The following is a 23,146-nucleotide window of genomic DNA, read 5'->3' on the forward strand; positions in this document are numbered from 1 at the left end:
ATGGACTTACATTTAACCGTTGATCTAAAAAAAACAAAGACACTCATTGACTTAGCCGATCAGGCCCACTTAATCATTGAACAAACAACTAAATTACCGAAAAAAGAGGCAGCGATTCTTTTCTTGCTAAGAGATAACCAACTAGTTGCTTTAGGACTTGCTGAAGAAAAAGCTACATATAAAGAAGTTTCTTTTGATCACTCGATTTTATTGAAACCGACTTGGGACACAGAACTTGCCTATTTAGCGCAAGCTTTCCTAGATGATGCGAAAGAAAGTGGTTTAACATTGGAAGCAACCCCAACGACAGTCAAAATTCCGAAAAGTGCGGTAGCGACAGTGACTAACTATAAAGAAACAGTCACCTTTATCTTGGAACGTTTTGGCTACTCTCTGTTTAAAAAACCGGCGCCGAAGAAAGCCAGACCAGCCAAAGCACGCCACAAATGGACAAAAGAAGTTAGCCAAATTCCTTTTTATATTGATACTCGACAAAGCAAAGCAACTGTTTTTTGGCAAAAGCGCAATGAAATGCTTATTAAAGCTGGCGCGACAATGATGCCAGAAGCCCCTTTAAATAAAGACGGGTCTGTCGGTTTCTCCGCCAGATTTGGTGAAAAACTTCGTGATGAACGCAAGGGCCAATTTAAAGACTTTGTCACAACGGAAGATATCGTCTTAAAAAGCGTTAATGAAGTCGGCTTGTTTCTCTATTTTGCTGGAACAAACAGCTGGTTAGAGCTAGTTGATGAGAACGGCAAAACCTTAAATGAATGGACTGTGGTGGAATAAACCTTATAAAAAATGTCGCACCTGATTTTTATGATTCAGGCGCGACATTTTTTTAATTTAAATAACTTTTTGCTATCGCTTGATACTTATCAATCATATCTAAATAATTATCAATTTCGACATATTCGTCGACTTGGTGTGCAGTAGTGGTCACACCTGGTCCAAAGACAACGCAATCAAATGTATTGTCTGATTTAGTAAATTCAGCTAAGTCTGTGGTCCCAGCGCTTGTCACTAATGGTAATGGTTGATCAAATTGGGCTTGAATGGCTTGAATTAATGCAGAATCTTTCTCAGCTTTTACAGGAATTTTATTGTAATCAATCGTTAATTCTAACTGATGTTTTTCTTTTTTGTTCAATTCATCGACAATTTTTTGTAATAATGCAATGACTTGGTCGTTGCTGAATTCTGGAATTGAACGGATATTCCCTTGCAAGGCTGCTTGACCTGGAATACTGTTCACTTGTGTGCCACCTTTAATGACGGTTACATTGTGAATCGTTCGACCTAATTCAGGATTTTCATAGTTTGCTGTGACTTCCGCCATTTGTTGGTTTGCTTCTGTAATAAATTCGTTCAAATTATTAATTGCATTAATGCCTTCTTCCGGCATCGAACTGTGGGCTTCTTTTCCGTGTGACACAACAGAATAGTTAATTGAACCCATGTGCGCATACATCAAGTTATAATTGGTTGGTTCTCCAATGACTAAGGCACTTAAATCATCCGCATAGCCTTTTTCAGTTAATTGGCCAGCACCTAGCTCACCGACTTCTTCACCAACTGTACCTAAAAATTTAACCGCTCCATTTAATGGAACTTCCTTTTCTTTTAATTCAATCATTGCTAAAACCATTGCGACTAAGCCGCTTTTCATGTCCGTTGCGCCACGGCCATACAATTTATTTCCTTCAATATGGGCCGCAAATGGTGGGAAAGTCCATTGACTTTCATCCCCTTCAGAAACCACGTCCATGTGGCCACTAAACCCTAAGACTTTTTCTCGGTTTTCACCTAAATAAGCAACCAAACTACTACGATTTGGTGCATAAGAAACAAGTTCAGAAGGGATCTCATATTTTTTCAAAAGATTTTGTAAATAGATTGCCACTTCTTCTTCGTTTCCATTTACAGATTTAATTTTAACCACATCTTGTAAAATACTAATTTTTTCTGATTTTTCCATTGCCATTCGCCCTTTCTTGTTATGCTTAATTCTAGTGTACGCTTCTCTCAGTAAAACCGCAACTGACTTGGTTAGGTCAGCAAAAAACACGCGACAGTTTTAAGAAATGTCGCGTGTTTTTTACTGAGTTTATTTTAAATAATTAGGCGCTGCCAATTCATTCTCAATGACTTGATTAGGGATCACAAATTCAGGGGTGCCCATATAGTAAGGCGCAATTTCTCCTTGAGGAAACACAATCACTAATTGGTGTTTTTCATTGATATAGAAAGGTTGGTCCTTTTTAATTTTTTTGAAGGGTTGAACATCACTGGGGGCATCCTCTTTTTCGGACCAGTATATTTTATTGCTATCGTTCTTCATTTGGTCTGCTATTTGTTGTTTAATTTCACTACTAATGACATCAATGTAAAAATCATTTTTAAAAATTAAGGGGAGTGAAACGACAACATTGGCTCGTTTGTCGATGGTGTCATATTTCGTTGTCGTCGCAGAGCTGCCTTTAATTTCTGTGAAGGTTCGTTTGACCACTAGGAAGCGACGGTCGTCCACGACTTTTTCATAATCTCCAGTGACTGAAACACGAGAACCATCAAACAATTGCCCTTTGACTTGTTGAAATTCTGTTTGGGCTTCTTTCAAGTATTTTTTGTTGAGCGTGTCGGCTACTGAAGATTCTTGGGATGTTTGGATTTTAGGGACATCGATGTTTACTTCACTTTCCTGTTTTTTCGCTGTCAACGTTTTGATGGTGACTAATTGAACAATTTTATCTAACACAGGAATGTTGCGGGCTGCTTCACTAAAACCTGGAAACAAATTGACTGATAAGACAAAGCCACAAGCCACTACTAGACTACTTTGCAGTGAGCGGTTTCTAAAACGAAGCCAGGTGTACCGCTTTTTCTCTTTATGAAAACGCGCTTTGACTTCCGCTTGTAGATCCGTTGGCAACGGTTGTTGGCGGTATTCTTTTGAAAAGTTTTTAACAACGCTTTTTACAAAATCTTCCATTATTTTTTCGCTTCCTTTCTTTTACTAATTCAATAGACTTCGGAGTTCATTCAAACTGCGGTACATCTTCGTTTTAATCGTGTTTTCGTTAATATCCAGGATCAAGGCGATTTCTTTTAGCGTAAATCCTTCAAAAAATTTTAATAGAATAATTTCACGATTGGGACTATCTAATTGATTAATAATTTCTTCAATTTCTAAAAAACTGCGTTGGGGATTATTTAAAAGGGCTAACACATGTTCATCTTTTTCAATATGAACAGCTTCTCGTTTCTTTTTACGCCAATAATCTGTCGCTACAGAAAGCAGAATTCGAAAGAACCACGCGTCAAAATCCTTAATATCGGGTCCTTTTTGGATGGCCTTCAGTGCCTTTTCAAAGCTTTCTTGAATCACATCCAAGGCATCTTCTTTCGAATGTGTATAGTTAAAGGCAATGCGATACATTTTTTCATATTTGGTATCAACAAGCGTTTCTAACGCGCGAATTTGTTTTTTTCTTTTCCAACCATCGAAAACCATCGATTTCTGGAACCTCCTTTCCTGTACACTTATATAGACGAATCACAAGCATAAAAAGTTTCAACTTTTTTATTATTTTTAATTTTTATATTCTAAAAGAAAAAGCGTGGTACAAAAATCACTTTGGATTTTTGCTTCACGCTCAAAATCTGATAAACGGCGGGAACAGAACCAGCTCCTTCGGAAATAAGCCGAAATTATCCAAAAATTAAAGAACAATTTCCGGAAATTTCTTCTTATTTCTCGGAGCTAAGCGGTGCTGTCCCGCCCTTGTTCTCTTCTCCCGAGTGCGGTCTTAGTGCACTCAGCGTTTTAATAAAATGCGACCAATCAACAGGACGTGGTGGCGCTAGCCAAATAATTTGAGTAATCTCAGGCCAATCGACAAAATGAATATCCGATAAAATTAATTGTACACTTTCATCTACATGTGCTTTGAAAATGATATTCCATTCCGTAATTTTTTCAATATTTTTTTGTATCATACGATTATAGGCTTCACCAAAGGAAAAGTCGACACACAATGTAATCGGAGCCAAAACTTTTTTCAATGGTAACGCATCCACCATTAACAACAGATACCGATAAAATAAAAACTGTCTGGCATCCCAAACAGCGGGATTCGTTTTTTGTTCTTGAATAAATTGTCGACTAGCAGAAAAATACTCTGTATACGTTTCTGCAAAGTAGGTTATATCCATTTTGCGATAACTATAGTTTGCTTCTATTGGAAAATGGAACAATTTAAAATGTACGATTGTTACTTTTTGTTCAAAACCTTGCAGGACTTCCTCGGAAAGCTGAAATTGTATTTTTAAATAGCTTAACAAGTCACGATTCAATTGTTGAATTTCTGCAAATCTTTGGCAAAGTGCTGCTGAAGCTACTTGAAGCCACTCTTCAGCAATTAAAAATAAGAGTAAATAATTGCCTTCGTTTGTTCGTTGTGGTTCTGGGACTTGAAGACTCTCTAACCAATTGAAAACATTCTGCTGATTGTCACCGGCTAATTGTTTTAACACTTGCGAATCTACTTTTTTCTCTACATAAAACTGTTGCTGCGTTCGTACTAAAGAAACCGCCAAAAAATGAAAACATTTAGCTTGTGCATAGCCCGCACGTTGATTAAGATGTACCTTCTCAGAAAAAAATAGCTCAAAGTTCCGAATCTGCTCTAAAACTTTTTTACCGTACAATGAAAAATCACGTTGGTATAATTGTAAAAAAACCAGTGTTGTTACTTCGCGTAAATTGGTTTCATTTCCCACTAAGTGAAATTCTTTATTAATTGTAATTTGATAATTTTCCAGCATTTTCTTTAATTCCTTGAACTCCTTATAAGCCAATGTGTGACTAACAAAGTGTTCTAACGCAAACTCATTTACAGAATCAAAACGCTGAAAAAAGAAATCTTGAAACATAGCAAAACGTAACGACTCTTTAATATAGCAATCAATCAAAGTAGCGGAAGTTTCCGTTCCTGATTCATTAAGAGTTAAGAAAATACCATCGCTCACAATTTGAAAATCCTCTGATAAACCAAATTCAATAAAATCGGCATTTAATTCAGCGACCGTTTTGTTCACGATAAATTCAGATAATTCTAACTCCTGCATTACGGTTTCTTTTGACTCTGTTAACATCGGTGCATTTTCCAGTAACTGAAATAAGGCGATTTTTCTTTTATCCACTTTATTTAAAAACATCATCAATATCATAGACTTCTCTCACATCCATTTTTTTCCCATACAATCCATTTCCTGAAAGAAAGTACCCAACCGCTGCTAAATAGCTTTCAGATTCTTCATCGCCGCCTGCACCAAGTCCGTTAGGAAAGACAAAATCTTTATTCACTTGTAAGGGATGAGCCGTTGTTTCTTTTGTTTGTTTCTTTTTTTCTTTTGACATTGCCGGTTTCTCCACAGGTTTGTCTTTTTTCTTGGGTGAAGGCTTTTTTTCTTCAGAAGGAACCGTAGTTTTTTGATCTTCCGGAGGGGTTGGCGCAGGTTGTTCCGGTTCTGACTTTTCCTGAGGGGTGATTGATTCTGGTTTTGGTTGAATTTCTTCCGTTGGTTCTAAGGGATTATAAATAGGTGTCGCCAATGTTTGAATTGGTTCTATTTCGACAGCCGTAAAAATTAGCAAAGAACTAAATAAAAAAAGATACTTTTTTCTCATGGCTTCTCACTCTCTCTACCTCTACTTTATGGGAAGCAATTCCTTGTAAAAGTACCTTTACTTTTACAAGGAAAACCCTTTTTGTCAATAGATAGCCCTTTTTATTACTCAGATTGTTGTTCTTCCTCTTTTTTCTTTTTACGATACAAGAAGAAAATCAATAAGAGCAGCGCTAGAATGATGAATGCAATCAGTAGATACAACCACCAATTGGTTCCTTTAATGGTTACGTCTTTTTCATTTAATTCTTTAGCGACGTCCCCAGAAATAGTAAATTCTTTTGTAAATTCCCATTTGTACAGGTACCGTTCTTCACCATTGGCGCCTTTGACTTGATAGGTGCCCTTTTCATCTTTTACACCATAGGCCGTTGATTTCAAGACATATTTTCCTGGCGTTAATCGTTCCCCTTTTAAAGAAATTGGGTAACTAAAGTTAGAGTTTGGCGCCACTTGCATATCCTCAGTATCGGATTGGTAAAGCGTTTCGCCTCCTTTTGAAACAGTGTTGATTAAATGTAATTGGTTTAAATAGGCCGCTTGTGGGTTTTGTAAAGAAACATTGATGACGTTTCGCGCGTTGACTTGGCCTGGTTTAACCCCCAGTAATTTTAAATCTGGTTGAACCTTTGTCTCATTTTGCTGAAGAATAATAGCCACAACATAGGAGTATTCATTATTAATAGCTAACCCTTTTGATTGATCCGCAGAAGTCGTGGTTTCTTTCTTTTTCTCTTTGAGTGTTATACCGCCAGCCATCACGCCATCAAAAGAATCTTTAGGCATTGTGATGGTTAAAGGTAAGGTCTTTTGGGAATGCTTCGGCAAGATGATTTCTTTCGGTGCTTCCACATAATCTTTTAAGTTAAAGGGTAAAGTTTTGTCAGGTTTGATCCCGTTTTGGCCATATTCTACTACGCCATTTAAATTTGTTGTCGCTGAGTTCACCGTATTTTCAATGGTAATGTCTTCATCTGTATCATTGCGTAACTGAATTTCTACGGTTTGTTTGGCACCAGGCGCCATTTTTAAGTCAAAGTAGGTTTTTGATTTGTCCACTTGATTTTCGGGAATTGTTGGTGTGACCGCAAAATTAAATTCAGAAGCGTGCGCCTCCACGCCAATCCAGCCAAATAACATACAAGCGATTACCGTTGCATATACTTTCCATCTGTTCATATTCATTCTCCTATGTCTGTCATTCTTTGTTGTATTATAAGCACCAAAAGACCGAAAGATAAGCCAAAAATTTTTGACTTATATCCCGATCTTGCGTGTATGCTGTCGTTCTTAGTTTCCTGTGTTAGCAGGTGTATCTGTCAAAGTCCAAGTAAAAGTTGTCGTGTATTTTTTCGCATATTTTGTGGTTGAACCAGGTACTTCTAATGAAATACTTGTTTTAGCGGCATCTACACTATCGCCCCAGCTCATTAAGTACGTACCCGCACCTTCTTTATCGCCAGCAGCCATGACCACTGATTCAGCCCCAGTTGGGTTTAATTCAATCGTAGCTGGCGCTGTCGTTGGTTTTGCAGATTGTGAAGCTGAAACCACGCGTCCGTTGCTTAAAGTTACTTTGGCCGCTGTTAGTTCTTGATTGGCTTCAGTTTTGAATTGACCATTTTGTTTTACTTTTAGCGTCCAACCTGTTTCAGTCCCACGATTATCTGAGACTTGAACAAAGTTCGGGCCTTCTTGGTCGGCACCAGCATTATCTTTGTATTTTTGTGTTTCTGCATAGTAGGTCATATTTTTTGAGGTAATCGTTTGTTCCCCAAAAGATAAGCTAGATGCATAGTCAATGGATAACGGACCTGCTGTCCCTGGCTTAGACCCTGTCGGATCAGTTGGATCAACTGGCGTAATTGGTTTATCCGGATCTGGATTCGTCGGATCAACTGGATTCGTTGGGTTCGTATTTGGTGCAAATTGAATCGCTCCGTTTGTTTGGTATTCACCACCGTCGACTGCTAATGCACTCATTGGTACAAGTGCCAGTGCGCCTAAAGTTGTGGTTGCCATCAATGTCATTACTTTTGTCTTTTTCATTTATTTCCCTCCATTATTTACTGGTACATCTGAAAGTAGCCAAGTCAAAGTTGTTTTATATTGTACTGCATCCTTAGGGGTTTTCCCAGGAACAGTTAGTGAGATTGCCCGTGTGATTGTGGCATTTACTTGCTGTCCTTGTTGATTTTTTTCGGTCACTTTTTCTGCTTGCCCCCACAGCGTGATCCACGTTCCGGCGCCGGTCTTTTCTGGGGCTTGCATGACAACAGTTTCTGCGCCCGCAGCATCTAATTGAATGTTTGCGGTAGCAGTTGGCGGCAATACGTCCGTCGCATTTGAGCGAACACTGGGCTCAGTAAAGGCGACGGTGGCGCCTGTTAATTCTTTGTGTAATGTTTCTGCATTACGAAATTGACCATTTTGTTTCACTTTTAAAACCCAGCCAGCATTGGTTCCCCGTAAATCACTTACTTGTACATAATTAGCAGTTGCCAATTCACTTGCTGAACCATCTGGGTTTTTATAGGTTTGCGCTCTGGCAAAATACGTTTGATCCTTATTCGATATCTCATTACTCCCAAAATCCAAACTTGAGGCATAATCGATGGAAAGTGGCCCAGGGGTACCTGGATTAGGTCCATCAGGATTCGTTGGATCGACTGGTCGAACTGGTTTTTCTGGATCGGGATTTTCTGGATTTACTGGATCCGTCCCATCTGTGCTTGGGGTAAAAACAATCGACTGTTCGCTATCAAAAACGACCGTCGCCGCTTCAGCAGGAACAGTGGCGCCAAGCAACATTGTTCCGAATAACAAGGAGTAGACGACTGTTTTTTTCATTTACTTAGCCTCCAACATTCGTTGGTACAGATTTCAATGTCCATGTTAAGGTCGTACGATATTCTTTTGCTAATTTAATCGCTTTACCTGGGACATTTAATTTCACGGCAGTAGCACCTTCTGTCGCATCTTTCCCAAAACGATAGACCCAAGTCCCCATTCCTTTGCCATCTTCTGCTTTGACTAATTCTACTTCTGTTCCAGGAACAAAGGTATGTGCTGCTGTTGGTGTTGGCGCGTATGCGGCATCAACAATCGATGTCACACCTGCATTGGCAATCGATAAAGCGGCCCCCACTAATTCTTCATTTTGGGCTGTTTTGAATTGCGCATTTTGTACAGCGCTTAACGTCCAGCCTTCTTGTGTCCCACGTTTATCCGTTACCTGAACATAGTTGGGACCTGTTGTTCCATCTTTAAATGTTTGAATTTGTGCGTAATAATCTTTCGTATCGGAAGTGATTTTTTGGGCGCCAAATTGAAAGCTTGAAGCATAGTCAATTGATAAGGGGCCTGCAGTCCCTGGTTTTGGTCCAGTTGGGTCAGTTGGATCTTCTGGTTCAACTTTTTCATCTGGATTGGTTGGGTTAACTGGCTTCGTTGGATCTGTATCTGGTTCAAATGTAATGGCGCCATTACTTGTATAGTTCACGTTAATGTCTTCCGCAAATGCTTGTTGTGTCGCTAGGACACCGCTAAATCCTACAATCCCTACTACTGCTAATACTGTTTTTTTCATCTTCTCTTCTCCTTTTAATAAATAATATGCCTATAGTGATAAGGCTGATTCCCAAATAAATAAATGGTGCTTGATTGGTGGTACCTGTCGCTGGTAATCTTCCTTGTCGCGACCCATATACGCCAGAAGAAAGGACGGATGAAGCGCCTCCGTCAGCTGGCTTGGTGGGTTCGGTCGTTGTGGAAGAATTACTAGTCGCTGTTGTCGACTCTTCTGTGGGATATTCATACGTTCCATAAAAGGAGACAACACCACTATTTTCATAAGTTGCTTCCCCAAACGCAGTGTCTGAATGACAGAAGCTGAAAAGACCTAAAAAACAACTAAGCAAAAGGTATTTTTTCATCTCACTTCTCTCCTCCTTGTTATGGTGCCATGACTAATGACCATGACAATGTCCCTTTGAATTCGCCAACTTTTTGTTTCTCGACTGGCACAGATAGTTTAAGTCCCCGTTGGTTTGCCGCACCCCAACCTTGGTTAATTGTATAACTACCTGAACCTGAGCCTTCATTTTCTGTAACAACCGTATCTCCTTTATTGAGTAAAAATTCTCCTTTGTCTGTAACCAATGACAAATCTTCCAATTGATCTGTGCCGTTCGTTAAGGGATTCGTTACCTGAACATTCAGTTTCCAAGGCGTACTTTCTGTCCCGCGTGTGTCTTGAACGACTAAATCATCTGAAAGAGTTGGCCAGTAAACTTCTGGCTTGGCAGAAATTTTTTGTTTGCCAAAATCAATTGTTTTAGGTACTTTTTCTAACGTTAATTCACCTGAAATAGACACATTGACTTTTTTATTTAACGTTTCACCAGCTTCTGTAAATTGATAATTGGCTGGCACCGTTTTGGCTAATTCTTCTGGTTTCGCTTGCTGAATGGCTTGGAAGGTTGCGGCATCAAGACTTGGTGTTTGATTGGCCCGACCATCTGCGAAAATCACCGTTGCTTGTGTCCATTGTGCCAACTCGTCTGAATTCGTTAAGCCATTTGCTTCTTTTAATTTCAAATGCGCACTTGTCGCATACAAGGCAAACGAACGATCTTTGGCAAGGACACTTTCATTTTTCACAACAACTAAATGAACCGTTTTGTTTTGCAAATTATCCCCTGACGTCCCTGCTTCTAATTGAATATCATGTGTCCGCGATACAGTTTTTTCTGCTAACGGCGCTTGAATTTGTGGTAAATCCGTCTCTTTTAATGAGGTTTTGAAAAACGGCCGACCTTTTGCACCGAGCATTTCTATTACTTTATCGACAGTCGTTAGTTGCGCTGCCTCATCTTCTGTGACAATCACCGATTGCCCCGAAAGTTCCACTTTATTTGAAAATTGAACTTTCACCTGATAACTGTAGTTCATATTCGTCGCTTTCCATGAAAGCGGGGTGGTATCTTTTTGCTCTGGAATTTGCTCTATCGCGCTCCCAACTTCACTAGACTTAACCGTTCCTTGGTGCAACCAAGAACCTGTTACTTCGTCAGGAAGGAAGCTTAGGGTTGGTGTTAAAGCACTTGAGGTCGGAATCATCAAACGTCCTTTTTGAACTTTTTGTCCAGCTACTTCGGTGCCCCACGCTTGTAAGGTTAATGGCGCATTGCCGGCTTTGACCTCTTTTACATCATGAGAAATAGTACCTGCACCTGCCACAATTCCAGGCGTTTCCACTTCGTAATCGATGATGGAGCCAGGAATTGCTATCCCATAGCCATTGGCGCCCTTGGTCACATCGTTATCGCCAATAAATGTTTTTCCAGTCGCTTTTTCAATCCCATGAAACGTTGTTGGCGTAAGTTTTGTAGCATTATTGACCGTTGGATTAATCGTCAAGACCTGATAGGCTTTGACATTTCCAAACCAAGTCCCTGTGCTATCCACCAAAGCAGTTGTATCTGTCGTTGGTTTGATCCATAAAAGTTCATCTTTTGTTGGATCGACAGCTTCAAAATCCGCAATGTTTACTTTACCTGTACCAGGAATTGTTTCTAATGTTGCATGATCCTGAACCGTTAGTTTGCTAGCTGAAATTAAATTGGCCGTGTTGGTGATCCCAATTCCAGCGTTTTTAGATAGATGAATTGATCCGAATTCATTGTAAGTCGTACTGTGGTTCGCGGCAGTAGCAGAAACGCCATTTTTGATGTTCCCACCATTAGCCATTAATTTAATGCCATTGGTGACATTTAATTCCGTAAAGTTGACAACGCCTAAGCCTGTCGCATTCAGTGGTTCTGTTTGATAGTTATTGGTGCCGTCAACGTTCTCGCCAATGTTAATGACAACTTTCTGAGCATTTTTAGAAACAATGGTATTGGTGAAACTATCTGTTGCATTTCCACCAGATAATCCATTGATTGTTTTGGCACCTTGTAAATTTATCTCGACATCACGTAACAGCCCTGTCGTAGGGGCATTACCATAATTTGTTGCATATAAGTTACCAATACTTGAACCTGTTGCTTGAATATTCATAATAATTTTGCCACTTTTTGTATATGAGGACGTCCGCGCGCCATCTCCGTATATAGCTGCACCATTCAAAACATCTGAACCTGGTTTTGTATAGATATTTAGCGTAATTGTATTAGAATCATCTGTTCCTAAATTAGTTGTTCCGTTATAAGGAACACCTCCTGAAATAGACGTTCCCGAAGGCAATTTAAACTCGCGATTGTAGTTTCTTAAATCAATGGTCAAATTTGCGTTTCCTAACAAAGAACCAACATTTGTTATTCCGCCAGAAAAACCATTCGTTCCTTCACGAGGAGTACCAGAAAAGTCGCCACCGTAAACAATATTATTAGAATTTCCAGTAACAGTATGATCACTTGAAGCACCATAAGATGCTCCCATTGAGGCATTAATGACACCATCATAAACGGTTACTCCAACATTCCCGACAATTTTTTTATCATTCCAGCCACCACCAGATAAGAACCAGTCAACTTGACCATTCCTGACAGTTGCTTGGGCATTTCCATAAACTCGACCGCCTTCATAACCACTTCCTTCTAAGGTATCGACAATACCTCCATTCAATGTATTAGAGGTGTTCCCTTCAACAACGCCAGAAAATAAACCACCGTATGTTCGTCGAGCTACAGCATTATTAATTACTGTATTTGACTCACCGCGAATGTAGATAGTCCAAGCATCTCGGCCAATGACAAGACCACCGCCAGCAATATCAAAATCTTTCGCATTCGCTAAATTATTTCTACTAGAAGAATAATTCGTGTCAGTTGGACGACTTCCTTTATAAACCAAGCCATCGCCGCCAGCTGTGCCATCGCCTGTTTGTGTTCCAACTTCTATAGTTGCCTTACCTTCTACGTAACCACCTACACCAGCTGCGGTTGTTCGCCACAGATCCGCATTACCAAATGAACCTTTAACAAGATGTGAGTGAATATTTCCTAAAATTTTATAAGTTGCACTATCAAAAGCTAATTTTGCCCGTTGCTCTGATGTATAAGCATCATAGATACCTTCATTGGAAGCCCCTAGTGCTGCTTTTGATAATCGATCAGCTTCCGTTCCACTACCACCATCAAAATTACCTATACCGCCTTGAGCAGCTGTTGTTCCACCAATAACCGTATTTTCAATATTTCCTGTTATTGTGCCGTTATAACGATTGGCTCCAATAATACTTGGTCCATAGGTTGTATAATTACTTGCATCGAGGGTTGTGGAAATTGCATTTGTTCCACGATTTGTTCCAATATTCCCACGACCTGAACCACCAACATAAGGCCCTCTTGAACTCCAACCGCCATATCCAGATAATGAATTTTTAATGGTACCATTAATGTTTCCATAAAGTGCGCCACCATAGTAAGTGGACATCCTAAAAGAACTATTTGCTTCCGCTGCAATGTCTAACTCATTGGAAACACTCCCGGTCACAGAAATTGGGTTTGCTGCTGTACCAATTCCTGCACCATAATAATTAGAAAGAGCACCATTGATTCGTTTAACAGAAACGGTTACATTCCCATCGACTGTACCTAGATTTGCACCGCCTGATAGCGTATTGATTCCGGAGACCGTGTTATTAATGAGCAACGTTGGGTTTCCTTTTAAAGTTCCACCATTATTATTTCCGCCATAAAAATACCACGTACCTGAACCTGTGCTATTTACTGTAATCACAGGATTTCCTGTAACATCGCCTGAATCCGTTCCGCCAAACACAGAGAAACCATTCCCGATAGAACCACCATTCAAGGACAAACTATGACCGTTTAAATACATTTGTGATCCTGTGTAAGAAATATTTCTTAAAGTAATATCTGTACCGAAGTGAACAATTCCTAGTGCCAATGTTTTGGAACCTGTAGGTAAAGTTGTATCCATACTAATCGGATCCGCGCTGTTTCCAGTAATCACTAAATGATTGACCTTGCCTTGCAAGGCGTAAAAGGTCATATTACTTGCCGTAACGGTGTCAGGAATCACTTTAGCGGTGGTCGCCGCACTCGTCGTAATATTGTTTCCTATATAAAGAGTGAAATCGCCATTGTTCCCCTGTTGATACAAATCAAACAAGGCTTCTTTCAAGCCAGCCTCTGTCGATGCATATTCTTTGTACGCTGCTCCATCTCCTGCAGGACTTGGCACAACAATCACTTTTGTTTTATCCGCAGGGGCAATTGTGTCCGCAATGGACTGATCAACTGAAACAGCTCTGGCCATGCGTGTCAGTTTCTGTTTAAAGACAGCCGTAAGTTGTGTATCTTCTGAAAACTCTAATTGAAGAAGTTCTTCATTTGTATATGTTTTGCCTTGATAAGACCAGCCAACGAAAGTCGCATTTTCCTCACTATTCGCCCATTTTGGTAATTCTTCTGTCCGAAGTGGCTGATTTTTTTCTTTTACCACTTGATAACTTTTGGCATCATTTTGAAACAAAGCTTGATCCGTTGTTTCAAAGGTCAACGTGATTTGCTTCTGCTCTTCGCTTGGTTTTGTTTCTGTGGAAGAGGTGGTTACTTTTTCTGTGATAGCACTAGATTCAGTCATTGATGACTGTTCTGTAGAATGTGCGCTGCTTTCTTTTGTTGCTTCACTTGTACTGGTTTCTGCTGTTTTTGGCTGTGTCTGCGTACGTTCCGTTTGTTGCTCCCCTTCAATCGCCCACGCTGAAACAGATAAAAATGGTTGTACAAGTAAACAAGTTGCCAATAAAACAGCGATTTTCTTTTTCATTAACTTCATCACTCCTCCCTCGAAGTAAACTTTCCACAACCAACCTATGGCTCAAGTATACGAAGTTTTCTTCTGATTTTTTTAAAGATATTTTCTTAATTTCAAAAAAAAAATTTATTTTTTAATTTTCTTTTTGTTAACTAAACGAATTTTTTGCTGTTTTTGTAAGATAAAAATGTTAATTTGTTCACAAAAATAACAAAAACGTTATTTTTAACATTAAAATTAACAAACGAGTTCGTAGTATAGCACGGATTTTTTCTCATGTAAACATCATTAAATAAACATTTTTGTTTAATTTATACATATTTCTCAGCTAAAAAAATGACAAAAACAAATAAACAGAGGCCTTAGAAATATTTCTAAGGCCTCTGTTTATTTATACGTATTCACAAACTGGACTGTTTCTTGGTAACATTGTTTAGCTTCTTTTGTTTGATAGTCGAATTGATATTCATGTGTGATCGTTGCTTTCTTATCTTTGAAAAAGAGAGCTGAAACTGGAACATTTAAAGTTTTTAACCGCTGAACCAAGGCTAGTCCTTGCTCTTGGAATGAAAAACTATTGCCATCTGTTAGATACGTCGGGGGAAATTCTTTGGTGACTTTATCCACTAAACTCACTTCTTGCAGTTCTGCACTCGTCTGCCAGTCTTTAGTGCCGAGCAAAGACCAAGCCACTGTTTTAACGAAAAATTTCATAAAACGATTATCACTTTGTTGGTTGGCCATTTGTTTCAAATCCACCGGACCACAATACGAGAGTGTGCCTTTTAAATGGCTAGCCGGCAACGCTGCAGTCATCCCTAGTTCTTTGGCATAGTTGGCATTGGTTTGAACTGTTGCATATTGTAGAGCAATCTGTGCACCCGCACTGTCCCCGCCAATAAAAAGCTTAGATAAATCTAACATGGGATATGCTTGTTTCTTTTCTAATAAAAATTGAACAAGTTCATTGACCTGCTGGAGCTGGCTTGGATAAGGTGCGTCTGGTGCTAATTCATAATTCATTGAAATAAAGGCAACTGAGGAATCAGCCACTAAACGTGTCGCAAACTCTTTCATCCCAGACTTATCTCCTCCCACATAGCCACCACCATGGACCCATAAAACGACTGGTACCGCTTGTTTTGACGTTTGGGGATAATACAAATCAAAGGTATTCTTTTTTCTTGAAGAAGGGTATGTTTGATTTTCTTGAAATTGGACATTGGGTAATGCTTTATCATAGGAAGCTGAATCTTTTATTTCAACTTCGCCTGCGAATAACTGGTTGATGACCCAAGCGCCTGGCTTAGGGGATAATTGAAAGGCGAGAAACACGCCTAAGCAAATAACCACAATGATTCCTAACAACCAAAGGATAAAACGTACGATTTTTCTTTTCACTCTATTCACCTGCTTTAATTTGTAGCAAAATTATAGCATGTTTTTTAGCCAAAGCGTTTATTTTGAAACAGCTTTTTTAGAATTTGATGTACTTTTATCATTTGAAATGCTTTCTTAAAAGCTGTAAAATGAACAAAATGACTTTAACCTTTAGGAGGTTGCCAAATGAAAGCTCTGATTTCCATTGATTATACGAATGATTTTGTCGCCACAGACGGAAAACTAACCACTGGTGCCGCTGGGCAAGCCATTGAAACGGCCCTTGTTCAACAAACAAAGCACTATTTTGACAATGGCGATTTTGTGGTTTTTGCCATTGATGGGCATGACCCCCTAGATCGCTATCATCCTGAAAATAAACTTTTCCCGCCCCACAATGTCTTAGGAACTGACGGGCGTAATCTGTTTGGCTCGCTAGCTGATTTTTATCAAGCTCACAAAAATGAGGCAAGCGTTTATTGGATGGACAAACGGCACTATTCTGCTTTTAGTGGTACAGATTTGGACATTCGATTACGAGAACGAGGAATTACAGAGCTTTGTTTAACTGGTGTTTGTACAGATATTTGCGTGTTGCATACGGCTGTCGATGCCTATAATTTAGGCTATCAATTAATGATTCCCGAGAATGCCGTTGCTAGTTTTGATGAACAAGGACACGAATGGGCGTTACGCCACTTTAAACAAACTTTAGGAGCAACCATTCTATAAAAAGACTGGTCAATCCTTCCACGCGCCCTATCTATACTCAAAAAATCGTGTAAACAACACAAAAGAGCCTGGGACAAAAATCACTTTGGATTTTTGTCCCAGGCTTAAAAATTGATAAACGGCGGGAACAGAATAAGCAGAGACTGCTAGTTGATAGAAATTAGCTACTCATAAAAGAGTGGGGAAGCCCACTTTTTTATAGACCAATGACCGTTGCAAAGAAAGGAACTACTAAAACAGTAACTACACCAACCACTACGACAGAAATACTAGCCATAGCAGCCTCTGTTTCGCCCATTTCCATGCCAACTGCCACACCTAGGGCATGTCCGGCCGCACCTAAAGCTAAACCTTTGGCGATTGGATTGTTAATTTTAAACCATTTCAATGCAATTCGGCCCAAGGCATAGGTTAGTACACCATTGAAGATTACAGTAAACGCCGTAATGGAAGCAATGCCGCCAACAGTTTGAGAAATAGGTACGGCAATCGCTGTTGTAGCTGCTTGTGGTAAGATTGAGGCCACTAAATGATTATCCATGCCAATCACTTTTCCTGCAAAATAAACAGCCACTAGCGAACCAAAAGAACCAATTGTTAACGCCGTTAAAATTTCTAACCAATATTTTTTCAACACGTCTCTCTTTTTATATAAAGGAATCGCAAACGCTACTGTCGCAGGCTCTAGAAAGAAGCTGATATATTTGCCACCTTCATTGTATTGCTCGTAACTAATTCCTGTTACTTTTAAAACGACAACGCCTAAAATCATCGCAACGAATAATGGCGTAAATAAGAAGAAACCTTTACTTTTTTTAAACAACCAAGTACCTATGCCAAATACAGCTAATGAAATAATAATGCCAACATACGGATTCATGCGCGAACCTCTCCTTTCGCTTTCTTCGTTGCTGCGGGTTCTTTTTCTTTTCGAGCATCTTTCATATGCAATAAAAAGGCGCCCGTCCAACCAGTCGTTGCTAGTAACGCTAGTGTCGCTACTAAAATAACAAAAACAATTTGAACGCCAAATTGTTGCATAATCCCTAAAGAATTAACTAAGGAAATCCCTGAAGGAACAAATAAAAATGTAATAACCGTTGATAAGCTATTACCTAGCCCTTCCACTTGCTCCAATTTAACAACTTTTGTACATAAACCAATGAACAATAACACCATGCCAATTACTGAAGCAGGCATTGGTATTGGGGAAATGAACGCCAAGCCGTTGGCGATTAACATAATAATGGCAAAAACTGCTGCTTGTTGTAAAAATGAATATACTTTCTTTTCCATTCTTCTTCGCTCCCTTTTGTCTGTTTTCTATGGGTTAAGTATATAAAGAAAACGTTTTTTTAAGGGCTTTTTTTCATGAAATGCCAGAATTTCTTCACCAAATGCAAAAATCACCACTTGAAATGCATTCGACATTTCAAGTGGTGATTTTTTAACTTAAGCCAAGTTTTTCTTTAAATTCTTTGACGTATGAACGGCTAACAGGTACTTTTGAGCCGTTGGTTAAAATTACTTGCAACGTGTTATTAAACCACGGCTGGATTTCTTGAATTTTTGTTCGATTCAAGATGAAACTTCGGTGCGTTTTAATAAAGAGCGTGGCAGGTAATTTCTGTTCGATACTGTTGAGGGTCCCTGTCATCTTATAGACCTGTTGATCTACAAAAATGCTCAGTTGCCGTTCTTCGACAGAAACGAGGTAAATATCTTCTGGCGCCACAAGATAAATGCGGTCTTCCCCTTGAATAGGTATTGCTTCAGATTTTGGTCCTTTTTCGGCAGTGTTTTCTGGGACAGCTTGAGCCATTTCTTTCGATGCTTTTTCAATGACTTGTGTTATTTTTTCTTCTTCAAAAGGTTTCAAAATATAATCTTTTGCATTCACTTGAAAGGCCTTTAACGCATATTGATCATAGGCGGTTGCAAAGACCAAGTAGGGCGCTTTTTTAAGATGGGTTAATTTTTCCGCTAAATCAAACCCGCTTTCATCAGTCAAATGAATATCTAAAAATAACAGATCTGGCTTTTGATCCATCATCTCTTCCATTGCCTCCGCCACAGAATCCGCTTCTGCAACGCTCGTCACTTGCGGATGTTGGGAAACAAGATAGCTCAATTCTTCTCGTGCTAAGGGCTCATCATCAACGATTAATACGTGCATCTAATTCCTCCTGTTCCATCGGGATTTCTAAATGAACATGGCTCCCGCCTGTCTCTAAATTTTCAATTAAAAAACAACCTTCTGATCCATAAAGGTTCGCCATTCTGCGGGACAAGTTTTCCAGTGCCGTGCCGGTGCCTTTTTCCGAAGTCACTGTCGTCTTTCCTAATAGCAAGCGGCGTTCTTCAGGAATCCCTTGCCCATTGTCATACACATCCACATGTAATTTATGTTGTTTTGCTTTGACCACTACCCGAACTTGATTGTTCTCCTTCCGGCTGCCAAATGCATGCTTGATGGTATTTTCCACTAACACCTGAATCGCATACGGCGGTACTTTTTCTGAAGCAACCGCTTCTTCCACGTCAAATGTTACTTGATAACGATTCGGAAACCGTGCTTGTTCTAATGACAAATAGGCTTTTACTTGTTCTAGTTCTTGTGAAACTGGGATCGTAGTTTGCACGGCTCCCTGCAAGTTACCTCGAAAGTATTTGCTTAATTGGAGCAATAGTTTCCGCGCTTTTTCACTGTCTTTCCGCATTAATGCGGAAATAGTATTGATGGCATTAAAGAAGAAATGCGGGTTCACTTGCGCTTGCAAGGATTTAATTTCAGCTTCTTTAAGTAATTTTGATTGTACTTCCGCTTCCCCTAATTCAATTTGTGAAGAAAAAATTGTCCCAAGACCTTCTGCTAACTGTTCCTCGACATGCGTTAACTGCGCTGGATCCGTAAAATACATTTTTAAGGTGCCAACAATTTGCTGATGGGAAAATAATGGAATCACAATCGCCGCTTGCAACGGACAATTAGGGTCCGAACAACCGACTTCTTCTTTGGCATGTGCGATGGTCATTCGGCCCGTCCGTAACACTTCCCGAGAAAGCTCTGTAATGACTTCTAGCTCTGGAATATGATGATCGCTTCCTGCGCCAACATGAGCTAAAATTTGATGACTGTTTGTCATGCTAATCGCACTGACTTTTGTATAATGCTTAATAATCTCCGCAACTTTTTTGCTGGAATTTTTATTGAGGCCTTCTCGAAAATATGGCAGTGTTTCCGCTGCTAATTCCAAAACATCGTGCGTCTGAACCGCTTTGGCCTGCTCTTCTTGTTTCAATGTCGTCGTTAGAATCGACATAAAAATGAACGTTCCTACGCTATTTAACAAAATCATCGGCAGCGCAATAAAACGAACCAACGTGGCCCCATCCGATAGATCACCGCTGAAAAAGAAAATAAAAATCATCTGAATCATTTCCATGCACGCTCCGACAATGGCAGAAAAGCCGGCAGACGGAAAAACGGTTTGCTTTGCCATGCGGCTCCCTAAAAAACCGGCAATTAAGCCAACAATTAAAGAAGCAGGCACATAAAAGAAACTATGCCCCCCGCCTTGAATAACCCGATGAAAGCCAGCAATTAAACCAACCGCACTGCCGACAATCGGACCACCCACTAATCCAGAAACGCCAATTACTAACGTACGCGTATTCGCAATGGAAGCATTGCTGCTTAAATAGGTTAGTAAATTATTGGGAACAATCTGATTCTTAGCGATTTCGATACCTGTAAAATTAGAAATAATAGCAAATAAACCAAAAATCAAAATCAATTGAACTTTTGAAGACATTTTTTCACGACTTAATAAAACACGCTTAAAATAAGGCACATTCACTAAAAGAAAGGCCAGTAAAATAATTAAGCCTACCCGTTCCATCATTAAAATAAATAATTCGACCACACCGGCACCTCCTTCCTATTAACTATACTATAAATCAAGGAAAAGAAAAAAATGAAGCTTCTCAAAAAAGAAGCTTCATTTTTTCTATTCATTAAAACGCAGGAATATTGGCACCTTTAGAATTTTTCTTGATGTATTCAGCAACTTCTTTTGTTGTCATCGCTTCTTTTAAAACCTTGATTTTTTCGCTATCTTTTTCGCCTTTACGTGTCACAACTTGCAATGCGTAATGTTTACTTGCTTCTTCATCTTCTAACAAAATCGCATCTTTCGTTGTTAAACCAGCAGGTTCTAAGTAGGCTGGGTAGCAGAACACCATAGCGATGTCTTTTTCATCATAGGCTTTAGCTAAATTCAGTAAATCAATGCTTTCAAAAGTGATGTTTTTAGGATTTTCCACGACATCTGCCACCGTGCCGTTAAAGCCGACACCTTCTTTTAATTTAATCACGCCGTTTGCATTTAAAATTGCTAAAGCACGACCTTCATTGGTTGGATCGCTAGGAATCCCCACTTTGGCATTTTCAGGTAAATCTTTCGCATCTTGGTATTCTTTTGAATAGAAACCACCAGCAAAATAATAAATCGGTTGCACAGCCACTAAATCAGCTTTTTTCTCTTTGTTAAACATTTCCATGAAGGGTTGATGTTGCGCAAAATTAGCATCCGCTTCGTCATGTTGCACGGCATCGTTGTAGGCAACATTGTCGCTCACTTCCATAATGTTAATTTTGTACCCTTTTTTCTCAGCTTCTTTCTTGGCAATCTCCAAGATATCTTTTGAAGATTCCAATTGCACGGCCACGGTAATCTCCTTGTCTTCTTTCTGATCTGCTTGTTTATTTCCCCCACAGGCAGCTAAAATGACTGTTGCAATAACAGCGAATGTTGCTAAATAAAACTTCTTCATTCTTTTGTCCTCCTACTTTCTTTTGTCTAGTTTTTGGGCAATGAAGTTCCCAAGCATTTGTAAAATGAAGACCAGTGCAATCATAATCACAATGGCCACATACATAATACCGTATTCATACCGTTGATACCCGACACGAACTGCAAAATCGCCAATCCCGCCGCCACCAACAACACCCATCACCGTGGAATATGAAACCATACTCACTGTCGTGGTTGTGTAAGCAAGGACTAATCCGCTACGTGCTTCCACCAATAAAAAGTGCCAAATGTATTGGACTTTCGAGGTACCTAACGAATTAGCTAAAAAATAAATTTCTTCTGGAACATCCAACAGCACTTGTTCAACCAAGCGAGCAAAAATCGCGATCGCAACAATACTCAATGGCACAGATGAAGGAATTGGGCCAAACGCCTTTCCTAAAACAGAACGAGTGACTGGAATCAACGCAATCACAAATAATAAATAAGGAAACGAGCGAATAACAGTTACAATGAAATTTAAAACCCAGTACAGCCAAGGTTGATGCCCTTTGACTTTCGGATTAGCCAAAAATAGTCCTAATCCTAAAGGCAAGCCGACAAGCAAACAGATAGCCATCGAAATCGACATCATAATCCCTGTTTCTTTTAAACCAATCAGCATAGATGGCCAATATTCGGCAAAGGTTTCTGAAAAAGTCATGGACGCAAACTCCTTTCCACTTTTTCTAAATAGGAAAGCGGTTCTTCCTCATATTGCTGAGGATTATTCAGAAATTCGCCAATTAACTGACCTTTTTCCATCACTAAGATACGATTACATAAGCGCTTCACGGTTTCTAATTCGTGACTAACAAAAAAAATAGTCGGTCGGAATTCCTGATGCGTCTTATGTAATAGTCGAACGACACTTTCTGTATTTTCTTCATCTAATGAACTCGTTGCCTCGTCACATAATAACCATTTTGGATTACGGCTCAACGCTCGAGCAATAGAGACACGCTGTTTTTCCCCACCAGAAAGCTGAGCAGGATACGCTTCTGCCTTATGGGCCATATCAACAAACGTTAATAAACGCTCAATTTTTTCAGGCTGTTTCTCTTTTAAAAGTTTCAAAGGCAACGCAACATTATCATAAATTTTCAAATTTTCTAACAAATTGTAATGCTGAAACACCATCCCCATTTGTTGTTGCTGCTGGCGAACTTCTTTTTTAGAAAAGGTTTGAACATTTCTGCCATCAATACGAATCTCCCCTTCACTCGGTTGTTCCATTAAATTCAACAAACGTAACAACGTGGACTTGCCAGAGCCACTTTTCCCAACAATCCCAACGATTTCTCCTGGTTGGACAGAAAAGTGAATATTTTTTAACGCGTGTGTCTCTTGATAGACTTTCGACACATTCACTAACTCAATCATGATTACCTCCTAAAGGCCGACAAACAAACTATAACAACTAAAAAAACTGTATAACAATTAAAGTAATTCTGTGAAACGATTTAAAAAAACTATTACGAATTAAAAAATAACATACGTTTCGAAAAACAGCGTTATATCAGAGATGTAACTACTTACATCATCTACTAAAACAGAAAAAAAAGCAACCTTTTTATTTGTGAAAAAAACACTATCTGTTTTTTGCCTGTATTATTTTGTACAAATGAATTAAAAATTTCCTGTTTCTACAGCTATTTCCCCACGCTCCTCTAAAAAAAGACATTCTCAGAAAC

The 23,146-nt window shown here is 39.3% G+C and carries 21 protein-coding genes; 2 read left to right on the forward strand and 19 right to left on the reverse strand.

The features are described 5' to 3' along the window. Positions 1–792: a hypothetical protein gene (locus IGL37_RS12615; RefSeq protein ID WP_002367471.1), complete on the forward strand. Its 792-nt coding sequence runs from the start codon at positions 1–3 to the stop codon at positions 790–792. A gap of 52 nt (positions 793–844) precedes the next feature. Here the strand turns inward: IGL37_RS12615 and IGL37_RS12620 are convergent, their stop codons facing one another. The 12 genes from IGL37_RS12620 to IGL37_RS12675 form a co-directional block, all read right to left on the reverse strand. Next, positions 845–1,981, reverse strand: coding sequence for an ArgE/DapE family deacylase (locus IGL37_RS12620; RefSeq protein ID WP_002367472.1), 1,137 nt, complete (start codon positions 1,979–1,981; stop codon positions 845–847). A gap of 129 nt (positions 1,982–2,110) precedes the next feature. After that, entirely contained in the window at positions 2,111–2,995 is an 885-nt protein-coding gene (locus IGL37_RS12625; protein WP_002365402.1) for an RsiV family protein, read from the reverse strand. A gap of 24 nt (positions 2,996–3,019) precedes the next feature. Continuing rightward, positions 3,020–3,517: an RNA polymerase sigma factor gene (locus tag IGL37_RS12630; protein ID WP_002360979.1), complete on the reverse strand. Its 498-nt coding sequence runs from the start codon at positions 3,515–3,517 to the stop codon at positions 3,020–3,022. Positions 3,518–3,753: 236 nt separating this feature from the next. Then, positions 3,754–5,235: a helix-turn-helix domain-containing protein gene (locus tag IGL37_RS12635; protein ID WP_430598800.1), complete on the reverse strand. Its 1,482-nt coding sequence runs from the start codon at positions 5,233–5,235 to the stop codon at positions 3,754–3,756. After that, on the reverse strand, positions 5,210–5,695 hold the full coding sequence (locus tag IGL37_RS12640; RefSeq protein ID WP_002354843.1) for a hypothetical protein: 486 nt from the start codon (positions 5,693–5,695) through the stop codon (positions 5,210–5,212). Before IGL37_RS12640 ends, IGL37_RS12635 begins: the two co-directional genes overlap by 26 nt. 104 nt (positions 5,696–5,799) lie before the next feature. Further along, positions 5,800–6,879, reverse strand: a complete 1,080-nt coding sequence (locus IGL37_RS12645) for a DUF916 and DUF3324 domain-containing protein (RefSeq protein WP_033918112.1) — start codon at positions 6,877–6,879, stop codon at positions 5,800–5,802. Between the two features lie 105 nt (positions 6,880–6,984). Then, positions 6,985–7,743, reverse strand: coding sequence for a WxL domain-containing protein (locus IGL37_RS12650; protein ID WP_033918113.1), 759 nt, complete (start codon positions 7,741–7,743; stop codon positions 6,985–6,987). Beyond that, positions 7,744–8,544 (reverse strand): WxL domain-containing protein, encoded by an 801-nt coding sequence (locus tag IGL37_RS12655; protein WP_002385162.1) that lies wholly within the window; start codon positions 8,542–8,544, stop codon positions 7,744–7,746. A 4-nt stretch (positions 8,545–8,548) separates the two neighbouring features. After that, on the reverse strand, positions 8,549–9,283 hold the full coding sequence (locus IGL37_RS12660) for a WxL domain-containing protein (protein ID WP_002354838.1): 735 nt from the start codon (positions 9,281–9,283) through the stop codon (positions 8,549–8,551). After that, positions 9,240–9,629 carry an LPXTG cell wall anchor domain-containing protein gene (locus IGL37_RS12665; RefSeq protein WP_025188713.1) on the reverse strand — a complete coding sequence of 130 codons (390 nt, stop codon included), beginning with the start codon at positions 9,627–9,629 and terminating at the stop codon, positions 9,240–9,242. Before IGL37_RS12665 ends, IGL37_RS12660 begins: the two co-directional genes overlap by 44 nt. A gap of 19 nt (positions 9,630–9,648) precedes the next feature. Then, a complete protein-coding gene (locus IGL37_RS12670; RefSeq protein WP_002413932.1) occupies positions 9,649–14,505 on the reverse strand; it encodes a hypothetical protein in 4,857 nt (1,618 codons plus the stop codon). Positions 14,506–14,871: 366 nt separating this feature from the next. Continuing rightward, a complete protein-coding gene (locus tag IGL37_RS12675) occupies positions 14,872–15,885 on the reverse strand; it encodes an alpha/beta hydrolase (protein WP_002365410.1) in 1,014 nt (337 codons plus the stop codon). 165 nt (positions 15,886–16,050) lie between these two features. On the opposite strand from IGL37_RS12675, the gene IGL37_RS12680 reads away from it, so the two are divergent. Next, positions 16,051–16,596, forward strand: coding sequence for a cysteine hydrolase family protein (locus IGL37_RS12680; protein ID WP_002381050.1), 546 nt, complete (start codon positions 16,051–16,053; stop codon positions 16,594–16,596). Positions 16,597–16,792: 196 nt separating this feature from the next. Here IGL37_RS12680 and lrgB read toward each other — a convergent pair whose 3' ends face one another. The 7 genes from lrgB to IGL37_RS12715 form a co-directional block, all read right to left on the reverse strand. Next, on the reverse strand, positions 16,793–17,476 hold the full coding sequence (lrgB, locus tag IGL37_RS12685; protein WP_002354830.1) for an antiholin-like protein LrgB: 684 nt from the start codon (positions 17,474–17,476) through the stop codon (positions 16,793–16,795). Continuing rightward, positions 17,473–17,892, reverse strand: a complete 420-nt coding sequence (lrgA, locus tag IGL37_RS12690) for an antiholin-like murein hydrolase modulator LrgA (protein ID WP_002354829.1) — start codon at positions 17,890–17,892, stop codon at positions 17,473–17,475. Before lrgA ends, lrgB begins: the two co-directional genes overlap by 4 nt. Before the next feature lie 151 nt (positions 17,893–18,043). Then, positions 18,044–18,772 carry a LytR/AlgR family response regulator transcription factor gene (locus tag IGL37_RS12695; protein WP_002354828.1) on the reverse strand — a complete coding sequence of 243 codons (729 nt, stop codon included), beginning with the start codon at positions 18,770–18,772 and terminating at the stop codon, positions 18,044–18,046. Continuing rightward, entirely contained in the window at positions 18,753–20,522 is a 1,770-nt protein-coding gene (locus IGL37_RS12700) for a sensor histidine kinase (RefSeq protein ID WP_002354827.1), read from the reverse strand. The genes IGL37_RS12695 and IGL37_RS12700 overlap by 20 nt, the downstream gene beginning before the upstream one ends. A 91-nt stretch (positions 20,523–20,613) precedes the next feature. Beyond that, entirely contained in the window at positions 20,614–21,432 is an 819-nt protein-coding gene (locus tag IGL37_RS12705) for a MetQ/NlpA family ABC transporter substrate-binding protein (protein ID WP_002354826.1), read from the reverse strand. 12 nt (positions 21,433–21,444) lie between these two features. Continuing rightward, positions 21,445–22,116, reverse strand: a complete 672-nt coding sequence (locus IGL37_RS12710; RefSeq protein ID WP_002354825.1) for a methionine ABC transporter permease — start codon at positions 22,114–22,116, stop codon at positions 21,445–21,447. Then, positions 22,113–22,835: a methionine ABC transporter ATP-binding protein gene (locus IGL37_RS12715; RefSeq protein ID WP_002354824.1), complete on the reverse strand. Its 723-nt coding sequence runs from the start codon at positions 22,833–22,835 to the stop codon at positions 22,113–22,115. The genes IGL37_RS12710 and IGL37_RS12715 overlap by 4 nt, the downstream gene beginning before the upstream one ends. Positions 22,836–23,146: the final 311 nt, after the last annotated feature.

The sequence above is a fragment of the Enterococcus sp. AZ119 genome (genome assembly GCF_050546175.1).
Classification (GTDB): domain Bacteria; phylum Bacillota; class Bacilli; order Lactobacillales; family Enterococcaceae; genus Enterococcus; species Enterococcus faecalis.